Annotated in this window: 11 protein-coding genes; 9 read left to right on the forward strand and 2 right to left on the reverse strand. The window is 33.5% G+C overall.

The features are described from left to right. Positions 1-124: 124 nt before the first annotated feature. The 9 genes from WN975_RS11720 (at position 125) to WN975_RS11760 (ending at position 20,601) form a co-directional block, all read left to right on the forward strand. Positions 125-1,636, forward strand: coding sequence for a hypothetical protein (locus WN975_RS11720; protein ID WP_337966697.1), 1,512 nt, complete (start codon positions 125-127; stop codon positions 1,634-1,636). A 358-nt stretch (positions 1,637-1,994) separates the two neighbouring features. Next, entirely contained in the window at positions 1,995-3,854 is a 1,860-nt protein-coding gene (locus WN975_RS11725) for an endonuclease (protein WP_337966698.1), read from the forward strand. Between the two features lie 357 nt (positions 3,855-4,211). Next, on the forward strand, positions 4,212-7,865 hold the full coding sequence (gene purL / locus WN975_RS11730) for a phosphoribosylformylglycinamidine synthase (RefSeq protein ID WP_337966699.1): 3,654 nt from the start codon (positions 4,212-4,214) through the stop codon (positions 7,863-7,865). Positions 7,866-8,656: 791 nt separating this feature from the next. Continuing rightward, entirely contained in the window at positions 8,657-11,062 is a 2,406-nt protein-coding gene (locus WN975_RS11735; RefSeq protein ID WP_337966700.1) for an outer membrane beta-barrel family protein, read from the forward strand. A gap of 146 nt (positions 11,063-11,208) precedes the next feature. Continuing rightward, positions 11,209-11,640, forward strand: coding sequence for a hypothetical protein (locus WN975_RS11740; RefSeq protein ID WP_337966701.1), 432 nt, complete (start codon positions 11,209-11,211; stop codon positions 11,638-11,640). Positions 11,641-11,819: 179 nt separating this feature from the next. Next, on the forward strand, positions 11,820-13,598 hold the full coding sequence (locus tag WN975_RS11745; protein ID WP_337966702.1) for an AMP-dependent synthetase/ligase: 1,779 nt from the start codon (positions 11,820-11,822) through the stop codon (positions 13,596-13,598). A gap of 474 nt (positions 13,599-14,072) precedes the next feature. Further along, positions 14,073-15,587, forward strand: a complete 1,515-nt coding sequence (locus WN975_RS11750) for a reverse transcriptase family protein (RefSeq protein ID WP_337966703.1) — start codon at positions 14,073-14,075, stop codon at positions 15,585-15,587. Positions 15,588-15,606: 19 nt separating this feature from the next. Beyond that, positions 15,607-18,951 (forward strand): WGR domain-containing protein, encoded by a 3,345-nt coding sequence (locus tag WN975_RS11755; protein ID WP_337966704.1) that lies wholly within the window; start codon positions 15,607-15,609, stop codon positions 18,949-18,951. 3 nt (positions 18,952-18,954) lie between these two features. Continuing rightward, a complete protein-coding gene (locus tag WN975_RS11760; RefSeq protein ID WP_337966705.1) occupies positions 18,955-20,601 on the forward strand; it encodes an SWIM zinc finger family protein in 1,647 nt (548 codons plus the stop codon). A 123-nt stretch (positions 20,602-20,724) separates the two neighbouring features. Here WN975_RS11760 and WN975_RS11765 read toward each other — a convergent pair whose 3' ends face one another. Next, positions 20,725-22,503: a hypothetical protein gene (locus tag WN975_RS11765; RefSeq protein ID WP_337966706.1), complete on the reverse strand. Its 1,779-nt coding sequence runs from the start codon at positions 22,501-22,503 to the stop codon at positions 20,725-20,727. Beyond that, positions 22,493-25,060: a ribosomal protein L7/L12 gene (locus WN975_RS11770; RefSeq protein ID WP_337966707.1), complete on the reverse strand. Its 2,568-nt coding sequence runs from the start codon at positions 25,058-25,060 to the stop codon at positions 22,493-22,495. Before WN975_RS11770 ends, WN975_RS11765 begins: the two co-directional genes overlap by 11 nt. Positions 25,061-25,067 lie beyond the last annotated feature (7 nt).

Consider the following 25,067-nt stretch of genomic DNA (forward strand, 5'->3'; position numbering starts at 1 on the left):
AAATAGGCTTTAAAATCGTAAAATTAAAGAAAAGATGAGATACAAATTAGAAAATACATTTCTAATATTAAAAATGATCTTCAAACGTGTAAGTTTTTTGCTATTTTTACAAAAAAGATTTTAAATGCGTCAATACTTTATACTCTTCATTTTCGGTTTCCTTTTAGCTTTCAGTTCATGTCGAACAGATTTTGACACCGTTGCCAGTTCCGGAGATTTAAAGTTCTCAAAAGATACCGTTTATCTAGATACTGTTTTTAAGAACATTGGCTCAAGCACGTACCAACTTAAAGTTTATAATAAAAGTAAAAACGACATTTCGATCCCGACTGTTAAATTCAAAAAAGGCTTAAGTTCAAAATACCGAATGACTGTTGACGGAATGAGCGGAAATAATGGTAAAATCTTTAATAATGTTACGCTTTTAGCGAAAGACAGTTTGTACATTTTTATAGAAACGACAGCCGATATTACTGACGCGAATCCAACAGATTTTTTATATACCGATGAAATTCAATTTGACAGCGGCGCAAATCTTCAGGAAGTTGCTTTGGTAACCTTAATTCAAGATGCTATTTTTCTTTATCCAAAACAAAATGCAGACGGAACTAAAGAAAAAATCAAAATTGACGGCAAAGATGTTGATGGATTTTATCTAAATGAAAATGATCCTGTTAACGGAAATGAATTGATTTTTACAAAACAAAAGCCTTATGTAATCTATGGTTATGCAGGAGTTCCAGAAAATAAAACGGTTACTTTTGAAGCTGGAGCTCGAGTATTTTTTCACGCAAGTTCAGGAATTTATGTAGACAATAAAGCTTCGTTACAAATAAACGGAACAACATCAACAACCGAAAAACTTGAAAATGAAGTTGTTTTTGAAGGCGATCGTTTAGAATCACTTTACGACGATATTCCGGGACAATGGAAATCTGTGATATTATCCAGCGGAAGTACAAATCACACGATAAATCATCTGACTTTAAAAAATGCTATTACTGGTTTAGACATTAGAAACCAAGATAATACAACAATTCAAATTAAAAACACTCAGATTTACAATTGTGCAGAATACGGAATTCTAGCTCAAAATGCCCGAATTAATGGTGAAAATATTGCGATTAGTTACGCTGGATTAGCAAGTTTGTCTTGTGTTTATGGCGGAAATTATATTTTTACACATTGTACTTTTAATAACAATTGGCCAAGTTCACAATTTGCTTTGAATTTGAGCAACAGTTTGGCTGGAGCAACTCCGGAAACAAATCCTTTGACTCAGGCAACTTTCAATAACTGTATTATTTATGGTTCAAATACCAATGAATTTAATTTGACTAAAAATACCAGTGCAGCATTTGTATATCAATTAAACAATTGTCTATTGAAATTTAGCAGCTCGAGCACAAATCCGGATTATCAATTTACCAAAGATCCAGCACATTACAATCAGATTATTCTAAATCAGAGTCCAAAATTCTTTAATGTTTCTCAAAACAAACTGAATATCGATAATACTTCTGCCGCTTTCGCGAAAGGAAATCAGAACTATATCATTCCATTAGATATTATTGGAGCCACAAGAACTTCTCCACCAGATTTAGGCGCTTATCAGAGTGCTGCTTTTCCTAAATAATTTTATTTTTATCATATAAGTTATAGAAGAAAATTTGAGTTTTCTGCGCAAAAGTAGCACGCGGGTTTTACGGATTCGACGGATTATCACTGATTGTTTTTCTAAAATGAACTTACATCGCTTATATGGTGAAAAAGAAAAAACTTCGCGGCTTTGCGTCTTTGCGAGATTATTTCAACACCTTTCTAAAATGAACTTATATAACTTACATGGTAAAAATACACCCGTAAGAAAATATATCTAAAAATAATCTTTCCTTAACGCAACGCATTCATAAAAATAGTAGATTTGCTACAATAACTAAATTAACTCACTAAAAATCAATTTATTATTAGCTGAAATCTTAAACCTATATTTTATGAAAAAACTCTACACTTTTTTATTATTACTTGTTTTTACGGCAACATTTGCTCAGATTCCGTCTGGTTATTATAACACAGCAACCGGAACAGGTTACACTTTAAAGACTCAATTATACAACATCATTAAAGGCCATACTGATAATGGATATGCAGGTTTGTACACCACATATCAAACTTCTGATGTTGATAATTTTTATGAAAACGACGGAACAGTTCTCGATATGTATTCTGAAAATCCCTCAGGAACAGATCCTTATAATTATAGTACAGGAAGCACACAAAGATGTGGGAATTATTCTGTAGAAGGTGATTGTTATAACAGAGAGCATATTATTCCGCAATCTGTATTTAACGAACAATCTCCAATGGTTGCCGATGCTCATTTTATTACTCCAACTGATGGAAAAGTAAACGGAATGCGTTCTAATTATCCGCATGGAACTGTAGGTTCAGCAACTTATACTTCACAAAACGGAGGAAAATTAGGATCAAGTTCTGTGTCTGGATATTCAGGAACTGTTTTTGAACCAATTAATGAATTTAAAGGCGATATTGCAAGAATGTATTTCTATTTTGCAACACGCTACGAAAATACCGTTGCAGGATATTCATATGCGATGTTTGACGGTTCAAGCAACAAAGTATTTACTACAGCATTTTTAAATGTTCTTTTGGCTTGGAACGCACAAGATCCAGTTAGCGCAAGAGAAATTGCAAGAAACAATGCTATTTATGCACGTCAAAACAACAGAAATCCATACATCGATCATCCGGAATATGTAAACCAAATTTGGGGTGGAACAGCTCCTTCAGGAGACACTCAGGCGCCAACAGCTCCTACGAGTTTAGCTTCTACAACCAAAACTTCAACATCTATTACTGTTTCATGGACAGCTTCTACAGATAATGTTGGTGTTACAGGTTACGATGTTTATGCAAACAGCGTTTTAAAAACAACTGTTTCGGGATTAACAGCAACTATCACTGGTTTGACAGCTTCAACAAGTTATTCTATTTATGTAAAAGCAAAAGATGCAGCAGGAAATGCTTCTGCGTCAAGTAATACAATTGCGGTTACAACAAACAGCAGCGGAACTGGTGGATCTGCAACCGACTTACTTTTCTCTGAATATATTGAAGGTTCAGGAAACAATAAAGCTTTAGAAATTGCCAATAATACAGGCGCTTCTGTGAGCTTATCTGTTTACACCGTAAAAAAACAAACGAATGGTGCGGGATCATGGAGCACAGGTTTAGCTTTGAGCGGAACATTAACATCAGGAAGTAAATTCACGATCGTAAACAGTTCAATGGCTTCAAGCTGTTATCCAACAAGTTCAGCAAATATTTCTACAACTGCTACAGAATTGACTTTTAACGGAAATGACGCTGTTGGTTTATTCAAAAACGGAGTTTTAATAGACATCATCGGAACTTTTAATGGCGGAACAGCAAATTTTGCTGCAGATGTTACTTTAAGAAGAAAATCGACTGTTACGGCTCCAAGTACTACATTTAATTTGGCATCACAATGGGATTCATTTACCACAGATACATGTTCAAATTTAGGTGCAAAACTAGTTAAAGATACAGCAGTTGAAACACCTGAAACTGTAGCAAATTCAACAGGAATCATTTTATATCCAAATCCTTCAAACGGAAACTTCACAATCTATTTTAATAATTCAGAAGCACCCTATTCTATCGAGATAATTTCAATATTAGGTCAGAAAATATTTGAGAGATCAAATATCGCAGATTCATTATCAACGATAAATAATTTACCGAAAGGTATCTACATTGTTCATATTAGTAAAGGTTCTGAAAATTTCAACAAAAAGATCCTTATCAACTAATTAAAAATGAGTGCTTACTAAGCTAAAAGCGGCAATATTGCCGCTTTTTTTTTATTCTTTTTTTAACCATATAAGTGATATAAGTCAATTTAAGTTTTTGGAGATTTTGCTCGCAAAGACGCAAAGTCGCAAAGTTTTTTATTTACCAAGCTTAAAAAAATAGGCTTTGCGGCTTTGCGGCTTTGCGAGATTAAAAAAAAATTGTTTGCGAGATAGACGCACTGCTGTGCGTCTCTACCCATATTAGGATTCAAAAAAGCACCGTATATATTTTTTCAAAAGAGTTTGTTTTCAAATTTGCGCTTACTATTTATTTACACTAAATTTGCACCTCAATACAACAAACTACACATCACAATGATCCATTTCTTTGAAAACCAAAGCAAAACTGTTTTTGCCGTACAAACGCAAAACGAAATTTCGGCTCAAGACATTTCAAAACTAAACTGGCTTTTTGCCAACTCTAATAAGATCGAAAAATCCGCCTTGACGGATTTTTTTGTTGGTCCACGTGCCACAATGATCACACCTTGGAGTACAAATGCTGTAGAAATTACTCAGAATATGGGTATTCCGGGCATTATCAGAATTGAAGAATTTCATCCGGCAACGGAAGATTTCACGGATTTTGATCCAATGCTTTCACAAAAATTCAATCAATTAGATCAGGAGATTTTCACAATTAATGTTCAGCCAGAACCAATTTTGGAAATCGATGATATTGCAACTTACAACAAAGTCGAAGGTTTGGCTTTAAGCCAGGAAGAAGTTGATTACTTAGACAATCTTGCTGTAAAACTAGGAAGAAAGTTAACTGATTCAGAGATTTTTGCTTTCTCTCAAGCGAATTCAGAGCACTGTCGTCACAAAATTTTCAACGGAACTTTTGTAATTGACGGTGAAGAAAAAGAAACTTCTCTTTTTAAATTAATCAAAAAGACATCACAGGAAAATCCTAACGATATAGTGTCTGCTTACAAAGACAACGTTGCTTTTGTAAAAGGACCAAAAGTGCAGCAGTTTGCACCAAAAACAGCTGACAAACCAGATTATTATGAGATAAAAGAATTTGATTCGGTTTTATCTTTAAAAGCAGAAACACACAATTTCCCAACAACTGTAGAGCCTTTTAACGGAGCTGCAACTGGTTCAGGAGGAGAAATTCGTGACCGTTTAGCTGGTGGTCAAGGTTCACTTCCATTAGCTGGAACTGCAGTTTACATGACTTCATATTCTCGTTTGAACGAAGACAGAAAATGGGAAAATGCCGTTGAAGAAAGAAAATGGCTATACCAAACGCCAATGGATATTTTGATCAAAGCTTCAAACGGAGCTTCTGATTTTGGAAATAAATTCGGGCAACCGCTTATTACAGGTTCGGTTTTAACTTTCGAACATTCAGAAAACGACCGTAAAATTGGTTACGATAAAGTAATCATGCAAGCGGGCGGAATTGGTTACGGAAAATTAGATCAGGCAATTAAAAAGAAACCACAAGAAGGCGATAAAATCGTAATTCTTGGTGGAGAAAATTATAGAATCGGAATGGGTGGAGCTGCAGTTTCATCTGCAGATACAGGAGCTTTTGGTTCAGGAATTGAATTAAATGCGATACAACGTTCAAATCCTGAAATGCAAAAACGTGCTGCTAACGCCATTCGTGGTTTAGTAGAAAGCGACAATAATCCAATTGTTTCGATTCACGATCACGGAGCTGGAGGACATTTAAACTGTCTTTCGGAATTGGTGGAAGAAACTGGAGGATTAATCGATTTGGATAAATTGCCAGTTGGAGATCCTACACTTTCTGCAAAAGAAATTATCGGTAACGAATCTCAGGAAAGAATGGGATTGGTTATTGGTCAAAAAGATATTGATACTTTACAAAGAATCGCTGACAGAGAGCGTTCGCCAATGTATCAGGTTGGAGATGTTACGGGAGATCACCGTTTTACATTCGAATCAAAATCAAATGGTTCAAAACCGATGGATTATGCTTTAGAAGATTTCTTCGGAAGTTCTCCTAAAACGGTTATGACAGATAAAACTATTGATAGAAAATATGCTGATGTTTCTTATGATAAGGCAGATTTCGAAAAATATTTACAAGACGTTTTACGTTTAGAAGCAGTTGCCTCAAAAGACTGGTTGACAAACAAAGTTGACCGTTGTGTAGGTGGAAAAGTAGCTAAACAACAAAATGCAGGACCGCTTCAATTGCCATTGAATAATGTTGGGGTTATGGCTCTGGATTATTTAGGTAAAGAAGGAATTGCGACTTCTATTGGGCACGCTCCTATCGCTGCTTTGATTGATCCGGTTGCAGGAAGTAGAAATGCTATTGCAGAATCGTTATCAAACATTGTTTGGGCGCCAATTAAAGATGGTTTAAAAGGAATTTCATTATCTGCAAACTGGATGTGGGCTTGTAAAAACGAAGGTGAAGACGCTCGTTTATATGCTGCTGTTGAAGGTTGTTCAGATTTTGCAATCGAATTGGGAATCAATATTCCGACAGGAAAAGATTCACTTTCGATGAAACAAAAATATCCAAACGACGAAGTAATTGCGCCGGGAACGGTTATTATTTCGGCTGGAGGAAATTGTACAGACATTAGAAAAGTAGTTGAACCAGTTTTACAGAAAAACGGAGATTCTATTTATTATATCAATTTGTCTCAGGATGATTTCAAATTAGGAGGTTCATCTTTTGCACAAATCAGAAACACAATCGGAAACGAAACTTCTACTATAAAAGATGCTTCTTTCTTCAAAAATGCATTTAATACAGTTCAGGAATTAATCGGCGAAAGCCAAATTTTAGCCGGACACGATATCGGAAGCGGTGGTTTAATTACTACTTTATTAGAATTGTGTTTTGCTGATGTAAATCTTGGAGCAAAAATTGATTTCAGCGCTTTCGCGGAAAAAGACTTATTGAAAATCCTTTTCGCTGAAAACATCGGAATCGTTTTCCAGGCAAAATCAGATGCAGCTGTTGAAGCTAAATTGAAAGCTAACAATATCGAATTCTTCAAATTAGGTACGGTAACGACAAACGAGACTTTAGACCTTGGACTTTGGACTTTAGACATTAAAGCTTACAGAGACATTTGGTTTGAAACTTCTTATTTATTAGATCAAAAACAATCTAAAAACGGAAGAGCTCAGGCACGTTTCGAAAACTATAAAAATCAAGTTTTACAATATACTTTCCCAGCGCACTTTACAGGAAAAAAACCAGTAATCGACGCTTCAAAACCAAGACCAAAAGCAGCTATTATTCGTGAAAAAGGAAGTAATTCTGAGCGTGAAATGGCAAATGCTATGTACTTAGCTGGTTTTGATGTAAAAGACGTTCACATGACGGATTTAATTTCTGGTCGTGAAACTCTTGAAGATATTCAGTTTATTGGTGCAGTTGGAGGATTCTCTAACTCAGATGTTTTAGGTTCTGCTAAAGGTTGGGCCGGAGCATTTTTATATAACGAAAAAGCAAAAACAGCTTTGGATAAATTCTTTAAAAGAGAAGATACTTTATCTGTTGGAATCTGTAATGGCTGTCAGTTGTTTATGGAATTGGAAGTTATTAATCCAGAGCATGAAGTTCACGGAAAAATGCTTCATAACGAAAGTAACAAACACGAAAGTATCTTTACTTCTGTAAAAGTTCAGGAAAATAACTCGGTTATGTTATCGACTTTGGCTGGAAGTACTTTAGGAGTTTGGGTTTCTCATGGAGAAGGAAAATTCAATTTACCTCTTGCGGAAGAAAACTACAATATTGTTTCTAAATATGCTTACGAAGGCTATCCTGCAAACCCTAACGGTTCTGATTATAACACAGCAATGATGTGTGATAAAACTGGAAGACATTTGGTTATGATGCCTCATATTGAGCGTTCAACTTTCCAATGGAACTGGGCTCATTATCCAAAAGACAGAAATGATGAAGTTTCTCCTTGGCATGAAGCTTTTGTTAATGCAAGAAAATGGATTGAGAAAATCTAAAAAACATATTTTATTAAAAAAGCGCTCAAAATTTTGAGCGCTTTTTTTTTGCCACGGTAAGGATAATAACCAACTGGCGAAGCAATTTCACTAATAAAGTTTTCCCCAAAAAACAGATTCATGAAATCAGAAAAATTCGTGATAAAAACCACTTATGATCCTTATATAAAAAAATACCTCAGTGCTATCCCTAAAACTGAGGCATTTTTATTTTATTTTTTTTGAAAGTTGTGGCAATACTGACATACAATTCCCCACCAGAACATTGCTAAAAGAGCGGTTAACATTTGATTTAGTATTAAATTAATGCCTACTCTTTTGCTTTTCGGCTTCCGCATTTTAAAAAAATAAAAATACTGTTGTCGATCTTCAAATCACCAGTGGTTTTTCCTGTTTCTTATAGGGGAAAAACACCCTTTTTTGACACTAAAATATTATCCCGTTGGGTAAAATTAATTTTAACACATAGAAACATAGAATTTTGGATCTTAAAAAAAGACGTTTCACTTATTTACAATACATCCCAAGGCTTCGGGCAATATCATTAAGTTAAGCTTTTTCAGACAATCATGACTTAAAAAAATCACGCAAAGTCGCAAAGTTTAAATGCACTTTCTTTGCGACTTCGCGACTTTGCGAGAGATTTATATTCGGTGTCGTCTTAAAGACATCTTCCTTAACTTAATGACATTGCCCAACGGGTTTTATATTAAATAGTATCTAAGTCTAATTTAATTATATCTTAAGGCAGTTTAAGCAAGCGCATTTACTGTGATAAATATCTTTGTCTCATGAAAAATTGCAGACAACATCTTTTACTTTTTATTCTCTTATTTATTATAAGCCCGCTTTCTTTTGGTCAAAATCAGGCAGCTATAAAAGGAACTATTTCTGACGGAAATCTTCCGGTAGAATTTGTAGATGTTATTTTAAAAAATGCAAACGATTCTACAAAAGTCGCAGCTTATACCGTAACTGATGCTTTAGGAAATTTTGCATTAGACAATATTCTAAACGGTGATTATCAATTGCAATTCAAATTAATTGGGTTTAAAACCAATATTCAAAAAGTGAAGTTTTCAGGTTCTGCGATTTCTATAGGAACAATCACTTTGCAAAACGACACCAATTTATTGAATACTGTTGTGGTTAATTCTGCTAAAAAACAGATTCAGAAAACGGATGAAGGTTTTATTTTTAATGCTGTTTCGAATATTTCTCAATCTGGCGGAACTGCGACTGATATGCTTAAAAATATTCCGACAGTTGCTGTAGACGCTGAAGGCGGAATAACTTTGAGAGGTAAATCACCGATGATTTTAATTAACGGAAAAAATTCGGCTATTACCAATATGGATCAAATTGCGGCAAGCAGTATCGAAAGTATTGAAATAATCAGTAATCCAACGGCAAAATATGATGCTAATGCAGAAAGCGGAATTATCAACATCAAACTAAAGAAAAATAACCAAAGCGGCATGAACGGCGCAATGGTTTTGGGCGGTGGTTTTGGTGCCAAAGGAAGAGCAAACAGTTCTATACTTTTAAATCATAAAACAGAGAAATGGAATTTCGGTCTTGGATATGACAATCGTTTTGCCGGCCGAACCAAAAAAATAAATGCCGAACGAACCAATTATTTTATTGATGATGAACATTTCATCAACCAAAAACGAAATGACGAACGTACAGAAGGTTTACAGAATTTAAAACTCAATATCGATTTTTCTCCAAATGATAAAAACAGTTTTTCATTTGAAGCTTTAGGAAATCTGGAAACTCAGGATAATGACGAAACTTTATACACGCATGTTAATACGAGCGCAAACCAATTTTACTCGGACAATAGAAGACATTCTCTGGAATTGGAACGTTCAAAAGTGGGTGAATTGGCTTTTAATTATGATCGAAAGTTTGCTGATGATCGAAAAAGTCTGAACGTGAGTCTTACTTCATCTTTTAACAGACACAAAGAAAACACGGATATTGATACTTATAATTACGATCAATATCAGGAACAAATTGATGATGCTTTATTGCAAAGGACACACAATTATGAACACGAAAATATCTCGAATGCGATTGTAAATTATGCTTTTCCGGTTTCTCAAAAATCGATTCTAGAAACGGGTTATAAAGGAACATTTCGCTCTTTTGATTCGGATTTTCAAAGCGCTGATTTGGTTAATGGCGAATATGTTGTTAATCCAATTTCGAGCAATAGTTTTAAATATAGTGAGCAAATAAATGCTGTTTACGGAATGTTGAACTCTTTTATTGGAACTGCCGATAATCCAAAATGGAAATACAATTTAGGTTTACGTGCCGAAAATGTTTCTAATAATGGCGCAACGCAAAATAATAGTGATCGTTTTAATAATGATTATCTAAAAATTTTTCCTTCGGCTTCTTTACAACTGAATTTAGAATCGAATGATTTTGTCAAAATTGGTTATAGCAAACGTATCAATCGCCCGGATTTAGATGATTTGAATCCGTTTATGGATATTACAGATGCTTTAAATCCGCATAGTGGAAATCCCTATTTAAAGCCAGAAATCATTCATATTGCCGAATTAAGCTATAATAAAGAATGGTCAAAATACTCTTTCTCAACAAATGCTTTCTACAGAAATGCAACTGATGCAATCAGGCAATATGCAGAACTTAAGGACAATGGAGTAATTTTATTAATGCCTAAAAATATTGGAAGTACTATTACTTATGGCGTTGAAACAATTTTCAATTTGAAGCCAATTGGTTTCTATGACGCTAATATTAGTGTAACGGCTTTTCAGCAAAAAATAAACGCTTCAAATTTGGCACAAGATGTTGTAAGTAATGCTTTTAACTGGTACGGAAAAATCATCAATAATTTTGTTCCGTGGAAAGGCGGAAAACTTCAGATAATAGGTAATTATAACTCGGCATTGGCAACTCCGCAAGGAAAAAGAATACCTATATATAATGTAGATATGGGTTTTCAGCAAAAACTTGGAAAAGGAAACGCCCGTTTAGGATTGGTCGTTACAGATATGTTTAATACGCTTGAAAGCGGATACAAAAACAATACAGCTTTGTTTAGCAATAACCGAACGAATAAATCAGATACGCGCGCTTTGATGCTGACATTTGCTTATACTTTTAAATCTGATTTTAAAGAAAAATTATTAGAAAATCAGTTTTCTACAGAGTAATATTCAGGCAAAATAAAAATGTTAAAAAATAAATTCATTCTTGTAATTGGGATTCATTTTTCTATTGAAATTTGAACTATATTCGCAAAAAAGAATCCTGCCACTGGCTCTTTTTGAAACTCCAAAAACAATTAAACCTACAAAGAATGAAATCTTTACGTCTTTTATTTATTGCATTATTTTTTGTTTCTACACATTCTTATTCTCAAGTTCAGGTAGATAAAATTACTTATAATGGTCGCGATCATTATATTACGACAACTATTGGTTATCCGGTTCCGGGAACTTTTTCGATTGCCGGACAAAAAGAACCAACTACAGTATTAAATCCTGATGGAACAGGAGTTATTCAATCTGATGATTTAAGCAAAAAAAAGATCAACTGGGGAATCGAATGTACAGAAGAAGGCGTTCCGGTTTTTAAGGAAGGTTTTAATAGTGCATCGTACACATTTTGGTACAGAAACAATGATAGTGACAATTGGATTTATTCTCAATTCTCCATTCATTTTACCAAGAAAAAAATGTTCCTGATGGGAGAACGCGTAAAAGAATATGTGGATTACAATGTTCAGTAGTTTATCCGAAAATTATAGCAAAAAATAAATATTTCTTGATTTTTAGAAAAAATATTACAAAAAAGAAAACGTTTTCGTTGATTTTCAAGAGTACTTATAAATTTTACCATAAAATTCCACAAAATTAAAAATTATACCTAATTTTTATTTAATTTGCAATAAAATTCAATAAAACAAACATGGCTTCAATTACACGTCTTTTTGATTTTCCCTATTATCAACAAGAAACTTATAACTTACCAGTTGCTTTGGCAACCAAAAAAAATGGAGTCTGGGAAAAAACATCTAGCCAGGATTATATCGCAAAAGCTAATGCCGTTTCAAGAGCATTATTGCGTATGGGCGTTCAAAAAGATGATAAGATTGCATTAATCACATCAAATAACCGCACAGAATGGAATATCATGGATATTGGTATTCTGCAAACCGGTGCGCAAAACGTTCCTATTTACCCAACAATTTCTGAAGAAGATTACGAATATATATTAAACCACAGCGGTAGTATTTACTGCTTTGTATCTGATGATGAAGTACTTCAAAAAGTAAATGCTATTAAAGCAAATGTTCCTACTTTAAAAGAAGTTTATTCGTTTAACGAAATTCCGGGTTGCAAACACTGGACTGATTTATTACTATTAGGCGAAGACCAAAGCAATCAAAGTGAAGTTGATGCCAGAAAAGATAGTATCCAAACAGATGATTTGGCTACAATTATCTATACTTCAGGAACTACAGGAAGACCAAAAGGTGTAATGCTTTCTCATAAAAATATTGTTTCGAATGTTCTGGACAGTGCGCCAAGAATTCCGTTTGATCCGGGAAAAAGTACTGCATTGAGCTTTTTGCCTATTTGCCATATTTTTGAAAGAATGATTTTGTACATCTATCAATATTATGGTGTTTCTGTTTATTTTGGAGAATCAATTGACAAGATTAGTGACAATCTAAAAGAAGTTCGTCCAACTGTTATTACAGCTGTACCAAGACTTTTAGAGAAAGTTTACGATAAAATTTATGCAAAAGGAACTGAATTAACCGGTATCAAGAAAAAACTATTTTTCTGGGCGATTGATTTAGGTTTAAAATATGAACCATACGGGGCAAATGGCTTTTGGTATGAATTTCAATTAAAGATTGCACGAAAACTTATTTTCAGTAAATGGAAAGAAGGTTTGGGAGGAAATTTAGATTTAATGGTTTCCGGAAGTGCAGCTTTACAACCACGTTTAACAAGAGTTTTTGCTGCTGCTGAAATTCCGGTTATGGAAGGTTACGGTTTATCTGAAACTTCTCCTGTAATTGCGGTAAACGATCAAAGAAACAAAGGTTTCAAGATTGGAACTGTTGGAAAAGTAATTCGCAATGTTGAAGTAAAAATTGCTGAAGATGGCGAAATTCTTTGCAAAGGACCAAACGTAATGTTAGGTTACTTTAAAGATCCTGAAAAAACTGCCGAAGCTTTAATCGACGGATATTTCCACACAGGAGATATTGGTGAAATTGACAGCGAAGGTTTCTTGAAAATCACGGATCGTAAGAAAGAAATGTTCAAGACTTCTGGTGGAAAATATATTGCTCCACAATTGATTGAAAACGCTATGAAACAATCTCGTTTTATTGAGCAAATCATGGTAATTGGAGATGGCGAAAAAATGCCGGGTGCTTTCATTCAGCCAAATTTTGAATTCGTAAAAGAATGGGCAAAAATTCATAAAATCACTTTAGGAAGTACAGATAAAGAAATCAGTGAAAACCCTGATGTAATTAAACGTATTGATGAAGAAGTGGAAGGAATTAATGAAAAATTCGGACACTGGGAAAAAATCAAACGTTTTGAATTAACTCCGGATGTTTGGTCTATCGATGGCGGACAACTTACTCCTACTTTAAAATTGAAACGTAAAATCATTAAAGAAATTTACAAAGATCTTTACGTTAAGATTTATGGTCAAAATTAATAAATCAGAATAATATAACCACGAAAACGGCTGTTCCAAAAGAACGGCCGTTTTTAATTTTAGACTAATAAAACTTCAATTTATCGCGTCTGTAAAACGTTATTTTTCTTTCAGAATTAGATTCGTAAAAATGTTAAAAAAAGTGCAATCTATTTTCACTTTTAGTAGTATTCAATTAAAAGTTTTTTAGTATGTTTGTTTTGAGTTTAAGAAATACCTTGCTTTTCTTGTATAAAGAAAATGATGATGTTTCGTCATCGGTGTAAGATTATTTAACATTCAGCACTACTTCTATCTTATGGATGAGAAAAGGTACTATGCGTACAGTTTCGGTTCCACCTCCTCGAGATTAACTGTACGCATAGTACCTTTTCTCGGGAGTTGATAGACATAGTCCTTAGAAAATACGAAGGTTTTAAACTTTAAGCCCTATTGCTTCAATAGGGCTTTTTAATGTAAAATAGCGATTGTAATATGTCTGAACAGCTTAGTAAACAACAAATTTATGATAGAATAAAAGCTACCTCAAAAGATAGCTACATATTAGAAGAAATGCAACGTTTAGGATTCTGGCAATCAGGATCTGAACCTACTCTATCTGAAATTCTTATCAAACAAGAAGCAAAGGTTGAGAAGGAATTAAATGAGCTTTTGGCACAAGACAGGAAGTTTAGCAATAGAGAAGCAATGATTCTCGAAATGCGAAAAGCCCGAATGAAAATCGCCAAAGAAAAAAGGGCTGAAACCAAATTAAACCAAGAGAAAAAAAGGCTCGAGAAAGCTGAAAACTGGAAATTACTTCAGCAACAGCAAATTCTTTATTTGGGCGAAACCGTATCTAAAGGTTTAAATACTAAAGAAACCAATCCTGAAATTTTAGAAAAATACAATTTGCCTGTTTTTGAAGATGCATTGGCTTTAGCGAAAAGCATGCAAATCGATCTGAAAGCATTACAATATCTTGCTTATAATCGAAAAGTTTCTAAAATCAACCATTATCATACTTTTGAGCTTGAAAAGAAATCTGGCGGAAAACGCAAAATATCAGCTCCAAAAGCAAAATTAAAAGAAATTCAAACCTGGATTTTAGAAAATATACTTCATAAAATACCTTATACTGTTGAAGCGCATGGTTTTATAAAAGAACGTTCTATTGTAACCAATGCAGCGCCTCACGTTAATAAAGACATTGTCGTTAATATCGATTTAAAAGATTTTTTTCCGACAGTAACTCATAAACGAGTAAAAGGGTTGTTTCATAAAATTGGTTATTCTGAGGAAATTGCTACAATTTTAAGTCTCTTATGTACTTATTCTGAGATTAACGAAACCACATTAGACGGCGTTACTTATTATGTACAATCCGGCGAACGCAAATTACCTCAGGGTTCTCCCGCAAGTCCGGCGATAAGCAATATGATTGTTTATAAAATGGATCAAAAAATCAAAGGATTAGCCAAAAAATTAAACTTCAGCTATACACGTTATGCTGACGATATGAGTTTTTCGACTACTGAAGAAAACAGCCAAAATGTATCTCGTTTATTGTTTTTTACCAAAAAAATCATTGAATCAGAAGGTTTTATAATTCATCCCGACAAAGTTCACGTGATGCGAAAAGGTATGCAGCAAAAAGTGACCGGAGTTGTTGTAAACAAGAAGCTAAATGTTGACAGAATTCAGTTGCGAAAATTCCGTGCCGTATTGCATAATATTGAAAAAAACGGATGGAAAGACCAACAATGGGGAAAAGCAATTCACCTAATCAATGCCATTGAAGGTTACATTAATTATGTAAATATGGTCAATCCTGAGAAAGGGCAACTCTTCAAACAAAATTTAAAAAACATTATTGCAAAACACGGTCAGCCTCATATTGAAAAAACAAATATTCCTGAAAAAGTGATTCCAATTCCTGTGATTATTCCTGAGGAAATAAAAGAAGTACAAATGGAACAAAAGCCAGAAAACTGGTGGAATATTTTTTAATTAATACCCTTTTTGAATCATGAAATTAATTAAACAGATTAAACTTTTCTATAAAGAAGGGAATTCAGATAAAGTATACGAAATCGACTTGTGCAGTATCGATGCCAATAATTATGTGGTAAATTTTAGATACGGACGAAGAGGAAGTGTTTTAAAAGACGGAACTAAAACACCGGAATATGTTTCGGAAGAAAAAGCGCAAATCATTTTTGATAAACTCGAAAATGAGAAAAAAGTTAAAGGATATGCTTCTGAAATAGAGACATTAATCGATCTTCCTTCTTTCGAAAGTGTTGAACCAGATTCTATAAACGGAGTTATTCTTCAGCGTTTAGAAGATGCTGTAATGGGTAAAAACAGTTTTAAAACTCAATGGAAAACCAGCCGTGTTATCTGGAAAGCAGGTTTATTAGAAGTTAAAGAAGCGATTCCATACATCATTAAATTAGCTTCAAAAGGCGATGATTTACAAACTTACTCTGCGATTTGGGCTTTAATAAAATTTAAATCGGATACAGCCGAAGAAGTTTTTAGATCATACGCTTTACAAAACAAACAAAAAGATTACATAAAAAATCTGGCTCACGAAGGATTATTAGAAATCCTGAAAGAGACGGAATTACAAAAACATATCTCGACAATTCTTGAGACAATTCCGCAAGAAGCAAGATATTATATCGATAAAAAAGATTATGATTCGTTAGTAAATTTTCTAAAAGAAGAATTACAAAACAGCGCTATCAATTATCTGACGGCTTTATACTTAGTAGCGAAATTTGATCGTAATTTACATGAGATTGTGCTTTTCTTACTTGAAGCAGTTCCGTTCAGACCGCCTTATTTCAAGCATATCAGAGCCATTTACAAACTGGCACATTTAAGAAATGATGCCGATGTAATTGCCGTTCTTGCTTATAGATTTGAGAATGAAGCTCCAATGTTTACCAGAACAGTTTCATTGGAAGATGACTATTATAACTCGCAATTTATCAGCGCTATAAATGAAAGGTTAAATATTGGAAAGGAACTTAGAGGAAAAGACAGTAAAATTGCATTCTCGAATTTTACCAAAACCTATTTCCAGAAAAACAGTCTTCGCTTTTTAAACGAAATGGATTCTGAAACAGATGCAAAAAAATATCTGAAGTTTGCCGTTTCAATTTTATCAAAGTATACGGAGAATGATTATAGCAAAGCCCAAAAAGAGCCTCTAAATACTTATGGACAATACAATTATAATGATAAAAAATATTATTATACTGTTGTAGATTATCCTGAGTGTTCGAATTTGCTTTTGTTATCAACCATTTTATTTGGAAATGACAAGAAGCGAATTTTGATGCCATCGATGAAATTCATTTTAAATCAGGAAGTTTTCTCGAGTAAAAATTATTATTTCGATATAAATCAGGCAACCAAAATAAGTAGTAAAGTAAATACCGAAGAAAAGAATACAAATACGGCAGCAGATCAAAATTCAGGTTCTGTATTAGACGTTGCTAAAAAAGCATTTTCAACATTTTTTGGTAAAAAAGAAGTTGAGAAAAAAACTCAAAGTCTCATAGTTCCCGAAGAACCAAAAGTTATCGTAGAAACCGCTTCAAATCGTTTAGAATTGTTTCCCGAACATTGGGACGCTTTTCCGGAAGCTTATGTTCACCTGATAATGGAAGCGCAAATGAATATTATTCATAATTTTGCTTACGGAAATTTAAAAGCGAGAAATGACTTTAATACGATCATCAATAATTTTGATGAAACAAATATTTTAAATTTACTGAATAGTAATTTCAGGATTCCAAACAATTTAGGATTTGAAACTATAGTCCTGAAAAACAATACACTTTCTACTCAGATTGGTTTTATTGGCGATGTATTGAATTCTAAAACCGAAGCGGCAAGAAATTGGGCCAAAAATCACATTTTATCAAACAAAGATCTTTTTCTAAGTGATACTGAATTTGTTGTAAAACTAATTTTTAATGAAGTTTTTGATTTAAAAAGCTGGATAACAAATACATTAGAAAATTTTAGATTTTCAGAAGATAAAGCCAAAGCCATAACCGGAAAAGTTATCGTTGAACTTCTTACGTTTGAAGAATCTGATGCAAACAATGCTCTTGCAACTCTCGCAATCGACAGACTTAAAAAAATAGCAACGCCACAACTTGAGCAATTAAGCTGGGATATTGTTGCTCGTTTAATTTCTTCGGATTTAAAAACGAATAATCTGTTAGCGAGTTCTATTCTAATTCTAAAATCTAAAACAGTCGATTCTAAAGAAATTCCGTTTTCATTGATCGCTTTGTTTTTAGAAGATGCAAATAATGAGATTAGAAAAAATGGTATTCAGTTATTAAATAACTATCAGAACGATTACTTATTGGCAAATACTGAATCTTTATTAGATTTATTAAACAATGAGAACCAAGATGTTTTAGAATCTGTTATAGAGCGCATTACGCAATTAGGTAAATCAAATTCTAATATTATCGACATTGCACTTCGTAATACGGTTTATGCGATGATTCGAAAAGAAAAATTCGAAGGCGCACATTTGATCTTCAAAAAATTCATTCTGGAAGAAACCACAAATCATTGGAATACAGCACTGGAACCACGAGATGTTATAAAACTAATTCACGCTAATTACAGAGAAAGTCAATTAACGGGTTACGAAATATTGAAAAAATATACTCGTAAAGACGATTTTACAATTCGCCAGATTATCTCTTTAGGAAACCATGAAATCCTTGCCATTCGTCAATGGTGTTGGAATTATTTTATGGACAAAAAAGAAAGAATTCGTGCTGAAAGAAATAATGCATTAGCAATATTAGACACAACTTGGGACGATACGAGAACATTTGCGTTTAACTTTTTCAAAACCGAATTTGACGAAACAGATTGGGATTTAGAATGTCTGATTAGTATCGTAGATTCTGTATTGCCGGCTGTTGAACAATTTGGAAAAGAAATCATTACCAAATATTTCAATCCTGATGATGGCGTGACTTATTTGACCAAATTAAGCCAACATCCAAGCGTAAACATTCAGTTTTTTGTGACCAATTATCTTAATACTTATGCAACAGATAACTTGCCTAAATTGAGAGAACTTGAATTTTATTTCCGTTCTGTATTAACGCGTGTACATAAAGCGAGAATTGCCAAACAGCGTATTTTCGAATTCTTACTTCAGGAAGGAAAGAAAAGTGAAGATGCAGCCATTTTTGTAACGCAAATTATCGACGAAATTTCGGCGACTGTGACCATACAGGATAAAGCAAATTGTATCTCTATTTTGACAGATTTAAAAACGTTATATCCGCAATTGCATACCCATTTAATCCTTAAAAACTAAGTTATGTTATTTGATTATAAATACAGCGGAAGCACCACTATAAATAACACTTCTAATAGTACCGGAATGAGTTTTGCGCCGGATACTTTGAGAGAACCTACTTTTTTTGTTGGAAAACTAAATCAAAAAATCGCTTTTAGAGAAGCTATTTCTGCGTTGCATGACGTGGTAATTTCAGATTTACGTTTTTTTCCTAAGGATAAAGAAGAATACAAATCATGGGCTGCAGAACAAGAAAAATTGTGGCTTAGCGAATATATGGCGGATTTTCAGATTGAAACTGTTCGCGCACGCATTCAGGAATTAAAAGAAGAATTAAGCACCGTTCAAAAAGAGAAAAGTAGAATTCTGGGGCCTTTTAACAAAGCTAAAAGCGCCTATTTTGATTATCTCTATAAAAATGACAAAGATGCCTGGTATGTTTTAGATCCTGTAATTACGGTACATCCTGATGAAGTCTTTTTTGAATGTTTCAGTAAAGACGAATCATCTTATGGAAAATTAAGTTGTAATTATAATATTTTCACCGAGATCAGTGATTTTAAATGTGGAACAACAAACATCGATTATTCTGAAGGATTGTATAACGAATTCCAGAAAATAAGAAATTATAAAGAAACCGAATTTAAGATTGATCCGTCTGGTTTTGAAGCTAAAACTACAAATGAACAAGTCTATAAAGAGGTGAAAATAGATTTACCGGATTCCTGGGTTAGAGGATTTTTGCAAGTTAGTTCTGCAATGACACTTCCTGCAACTGTGCTGGATTTGCATCCAATGGATATTTTTAGTTTATGTCAATATTTGCGTCGTTTCAAAGAAAAGAAAGGTCCAAGAGCATTACGTTTTGTTCTTGAACCGGACAAACCTATCAAAGCTATATTTGAACCTACGCATGACGAAATCACCTTTCATCGTTCGATTTTTCAAGGAAATGAAGCCAAAACAATTCGTATTTGGGGAAGACGCCGTTTACTAATTTTAGAAAGACTGATTCCGATTGCGAAGAATTTTAAAGTTGTTTTATTAGGTTCTGGTTTGCCTTCTTTTTTCATTGCCGATTTAGGCGATATGTCTTATACTTTAGGATTATCCGGCTGGACGAAAAACGATTGGAGTACTGCAGGAAATTTCGATTTGATGGCGCCAAGAAACAATGTCGATTTATTTACGCAGGAAAAAGTTTTCAATGCATTGAAAGAAAACTGGTTTGATACTTCTGATAATTTAGCCAAAAAACTAAATCTTGATCCATCGACAGTTTCTGCATCATTAACCGCTTATACGCAAGCCGGACGAGTAATCTATGATTTAAATCTAGGATTATATCGCGTGCGTGAATTGACTCAGGAACCTTTGAATATGAAAACATTGCGTTTTGCAAGTCCGCAAGAAGAAATTGCAAATCAATATATAGCCGAAAATCGCATAAAAATCACTTCAGATGTAAAAGGCGATCAATTGCAAATTAAAGGAAAAGTAACTGATAAAAATTTCACTTACACAACTCTGGCGGTTATAGACAAAGACAACCGACTTATTGAAGGAAATTGCGAATGTTCTTTTTACAAATCAAATCAATTGCGAAAAGGACCTTGTGAACATATTCTGGCAACCAGAATGGCATTACATACCAAAGTAACAGCATAAAAAAAATTCTCGCAAAGTCGCAAAGTCGCCAAGTTTGTACAAATCCTTTGCGGTTTTGCGACTTTGCGAGAGATTTATTCTATACAGCATAAAAATACTTTCCTTAACTTAATAATTTTACTTTTAAGCTTTGCCTTTAATTTTTATTTTATACTTCATAACATCTTTTAGCATTGATTTATTCCTGCTGTTAAAACTCAATAATTCTGAGGCAATATCCGGTTTTTCATCAATGCGATCTGCTACGATTTCATAAGCGATGTTTTTCGTGATTTCTTCAAGCGCTTCGTATCTGCTAAATTCATGTTTTAGCAAATGAAGAAACGTTACGGCATTTTCTGAATTCACTTCGTTTTCGTAAATATTTGGTATCGCAAGAGCTAAATCTTCTGCTGATTTTATATTAGCAAAATAAACATTCAAACATCTTCCTGCATCTTTGTTTGTTTTCCAGCCGTCTAATAACAATGCTTGCGCATCACTTATATCGCCAATTTTATCTCTGTAAACCAATGATGCTTTTACGTATTGAAAATTCGTTTTATAACCTTCAATTACTTTCATAAAGTATTTATCAGCTTCTTTTTTGTCTTTTAAAATCACATACAAATCACCTACTTTTTCATCATTATTGAGTTCCTTAAAGATTTCAATTGCTTCTTTGTACGCATGACCTTTCTCATAACATTCGGCTGCTTTTAGTTTGTTTTTGCAATACTTTAAATAGATTGCCGCAGCTTCCGGATACAATTCGCCTTTTTCCAGAACTTCGGCAGCTTTTTGATAATTTTTTAATAATTTCAAATAAATGTGCGCCGCTTTCTGATAGTCACCTTTTGCTATAAATTCCTCAGCAAGTTTTTCATATTTGCTTTGTAAAGTGCTGAATCTTTGAGAATCGACCATAAAAGATCCTCCCGATGCTGAACCTGAGCTGCTTTGACTTGGATTTCCTTTTGATAAAAGTGCTATAATCAAAACTATTATAATTATGACAACTACACATACAAAAAAAGTCTGCGTATTAAAACTCGATTTTCCAGAGCTGCAACTGCGAATAGTGGATATAAACAACAAAACAGCAATCAATCTAAAGATCATAGTTAAACCTTCACTTTGGTTTGAACTACCACTTTTTCTATCAAAAAAATCTCCAATTTTAGCAAAACCAGTTTGGAAAACATTTCCATCGGAACCAAACGAAAACTTTCCGTAATTATCTCCTCTGGAAGTTCCTAACGTATCAAGCGGAATCGCATATTGTAAAGCCAACTTTGGATTTTTATCCAGGAAAGCCATGAACTTATCCATTTCCTTCTGATTCCCTTTCATTACTTTTTGCATGTCAAAAGGTAATTTCTCAATCATTTCTTCTTCTGAAGGCGGATTTTCAATGTTTTCCAGAATCTTTTCTTTGTCAACCTCAACGCGTAACGACGAAATAAACTGAGGCGCATAAACCGTTTTTGATGGTTCAGTAATCTGAATTTCCTTCGCTTTTGGTTGTTGAAGTAAAGCTGTCCATTCGACTTGATCTTTCAGCTCGACCAAACCAATTTCCGGATGCAAAAAGTGATATTCTTCCGAAAATAAAGTATGCCATTCTTCTTTTGTTAATTCAGGTGAAATAGTTGTATTTTCAGGAATAAACAATTTGTTTCCGATCAATTGCAAGAAATTATTTCCGCGAATATCGACTTTATCCATTCTTTGATTCAAAACCAATAAACAGCCGTATAATTCGTTTGCTATTGCGCCCGGAACAGGATAAACCTTAACCGATTCAAGCTTTAAACCAATATTTTGAATCTCGTGAAGCCACACTTCCGGTGAGGCACTTTTTATAAAAATGCTTCCTTTAGGAAATGTGTTTTTTGAATGTATTTTTAACTTAAGCTCCATGATGTGTAATATTCTGAATGAATGGTTTCAAGTAATTCTTTTCAAATCTCTCTAATGTTGTACTTATTTGTTTATGGTCTTCTGAAAAAAAGAATTGATTTCCTGTCCATTCTTGTCCCGATACCATAGTAGATTGCACATTTAGAACAAAAGGAATATAAAATTTGTTAACACTAGTATCATTACTTTCAAAAACTAAGATTCCATCTTTATTTGAAATTCTGCTTCCGTCTTTAGCTACAAAAAATGCCGTTTCAATAAAACAGATTGCACCAGCCGCTTCAATTTTCTTCTTCAATTTTTCTGCAATTTCTTTTGTCACATTCCTCAAAACAACGCCAAACTGAGTTTCGACAATTTCTTTTGCCTCTTTCAAATCTTTATCAGTATTGTTTTTTATGATTTTTATGATTTCCATTGCAGACTCTCCTCTGTTTTTTAAAATCAGATTTACTTTTTCTTTTAAAACTATCGCATGATCTGGTCGAAAAACTGATCTTTCTTTTTCAAATTTTAGACTTCTTAAATAATATCCATTTATCATTAAAACATCTTCATCTATCGCAACAGTCTCTAGTCTTTTAATCGTGTTATATTTAGTTCTGCTTGCCTTATAATCTCTAATAAAATTGGCTCTTTTTTCAAAATAATCATCATATGCCAATTTTATGTTTTCTCCTTTAACATGCGTAATTGTGAAATCGTCATTAAGAATCCAATAACTAATATTATCCGTTAAATAAAACATTCCATGAGATTCAAACGCAGATAGATTCTTTTGAGGAAGATTCTCTTTTTTTCCTTTCCGGCTTTTAAGTTCGTTAGTCTCAAGATTTAAAAAACTAATATTGTGAACACCATCATAGAAATAATAATTTAATAGAATTCGTTCTCTGTCAGGATTCGTTTTTAATGCAAATTCACCTTTACCAACTAAAGCAGCATTTGATGTTATCTTTTTTAATGCCTTCTTAAACTCATAATTATTCTGAAACATAAATAAAGTACGTCCCAAACATTGGTAAAAAACATTTCCGTCTTGAAAAATATTATAATAAAATCTTTCTACTGGATATAATAATGGCAAACTTTCCTTATCCAGACTTTCTGCAACATCTCTAATTTCGATTTCCTTACTGTTTCGAACCCACAATTCGTCTAAAGGCATTATGATATGCTGAAGCTTTTTTTTGCCTTTATTGTGGTTTTTAAAAACTGTAACATCCTGCATTCCTACTGAAAAAGTGTACTTTATATCTGCAAAATACTCATTCGTAACTTTCTGCATTGGAGCAAGTTTTAGACTTTCTTCGGATGAAAAAAGAAATACTTCCTGATTCTTACTGCTGATTTTATTTTCAAGAAAAAAAGAATTCAATCCGTCTGAACAATCCAATTTTCCGCTAAGATTACTCAAAGCATCAATCACGTTATTTACATTGTCAAAAGATATTTCTTCATAGTTTTTTCCAACTATAAAAGCCTTGCACTCGATATCTGTTTTGGGATGTCTCGCTATCGCAATTGCCGAAGCAAAAGAAAGAATCTTAGGATTTCCCCAGTTTTTCAGTGAACTATCTATTAACAAAATACGCACGAATTTATCGGCTTCAGGCGGAACTTCTCTTTGAATATAAAGTGCTTCGTTATTGGCAATTCTGGACATAAAAACATCATCGTCATAAGCAAATTCAGAAATAACGAGTTTGTCAAAATCACCTTTATTCGTCAAATCTGAGATTCCTCCCAACGGTTGTTCGCTTGGATGATTATGATGCAAAGGAATATTTAATCCGGACCAAAGTCGTTTGATAAGGCTTCCTACATGAAATGTTTTATCTTCTTCAATAAGCTGATCTACAAAACTCGTTACATTATCAGACAGGTTTTTTTCTTCCAGAACTTCTTCTTTTAGTTTGTCTCCTAAATCCTCATGCGGAATATCTTCCATCGCTTTTAGCAAAGACTGAACGGTAGGAAACTTAACTTTTAGCAAAGCTAATGTTCTGAAATCCTTTATAAAATTTGCCTCATTAAACGCATCTTTTACTCCGGCTCTTGCCAAATGATGTCTGTGTTCTCTATATTCTTTAAGGATTTTTTTGGCTTTTTCATCAGAAATTCTGTTGTGACATTTGTGAAATATCGTCTGAAAAAGTTTCATTCTTTTCTGCCCAACTTTATATTCATCAGGCAAAGAAGCCAATATTTTTATAAAACCAATACTTGCGCCAATTCTAAAAAAATCAGAAGCTTCTGTAGATTTTACAGTTCTAAAAGAATCTGTTTTGTCCTTACTTTTTGCTAATTCATAAATCAACTGGATAGAATCACAATTCTCAGGATTCGTGGCAATTATAGCCAACAATAATGATCCAAATGGCGGAATTGAGTCTTCTGATAAATATTCTAAAATTTCAAAGACAAATTTTTCGTAACCAATAGTTTGTCCATTCGGAATTGCGAGCGACTCAAATACACTATCTTCAGAAAATATCTGATTGTCCCATTCCCAGAAATAGTCCTCGTATGATTGAAAGTATTTTTGAAATTCCATTTTTGTT

The organism is uncultured Flavobacterium sp., assembly GCF_951805225.1.
In the GTDB taxonomy this organism is placed as follows: Bacteria; Bacteroidota; Bacteroidia; order Flavobacteriales; family Flavobacteriaceae; genus Flavobacterium.

What these genes read in the sequence shown, in the direction of transcription:
- WN975_RS11720 (WP_337966697.1), top strand. Translation starts at nt 125, where the DNA reads ATGCGTCAATACTTTATACTCTTCATTTTCGGTTTCCTTTTAGCTTTC.
- WN975_RS11725 (WP_337966698.1), top strand. Translation starts at nt 1,995, where the DNA reads ATGAAAAAACTCTACACTTTTTTATTATTACTTGTTTTTACGGCAACA.
- purL (WP_337966699.1), top strand. Translation starts at nt 4,212, where the DNA reads ATGATCCATTTCTTTGAAAACCAAAGCAAAACTGTTTTTGCCGTACAA.
- WN975_RS11735 (WP_337966700.1), top strand. Translation starts at nt 8,657, where the DNA reads ATGAAAAATTGCAGACAACATCTTTTACTTTTTATTCTCTTATTTATT.
- WN975_RS11740 (WP_337966701.1), top strand. Translation starts at nt 11,209, where the DNA reads ATGAAATCTTTACGTCTTTTATTTATTGCATTATTTTTTGTTTCTACA.
- WN975_RS11745 (WP_337966702.1), top strand. Translation starts at nt 11,820, where the DNA reads ATGGCTTCAATTACACGTCTTTTTGATTTTCCCTATTATCAACAAGAA.
- WN975_RS11750 (WP_337966703.1), top strand. Translation starts at nt 14,073, where the DNA reads ATGTCTGAACAGCTTAGTAAACAACAAATTTATGATAGAATAAAAGCT.
- WN975_RS11755 (WP_337966704.1), top strand. Translation starts at nt 15,607, where the DNA reads ATGAAATTAATTAAACAGATTAAACTTTTCTATAAAGAAGGGAATTCA.
- WN975_RS11760 (WP_337966705.1), top strand. Translation starts at nt 18,955, where the DNA reads ATGTTATTTGATTATAAATACAGCGGAAGCACCACTATAAATAACACT.
- WN975_RS11765 (WP_337966706.1), bottom strand. Translation starts at nt 22,503, where the DNA reads ATGGAGCTTAAGTTAAAAATACATTCAAAAAACACATTTCCTAAAGGA.
- WN975_RS11770 (WP_337966707.1), bottom strand. Translation starts at nt 25,060, where the DNA reads ATGGAATTTCAAAAATACTTTCAATCATACGAGGACTATTTCTGGGAA.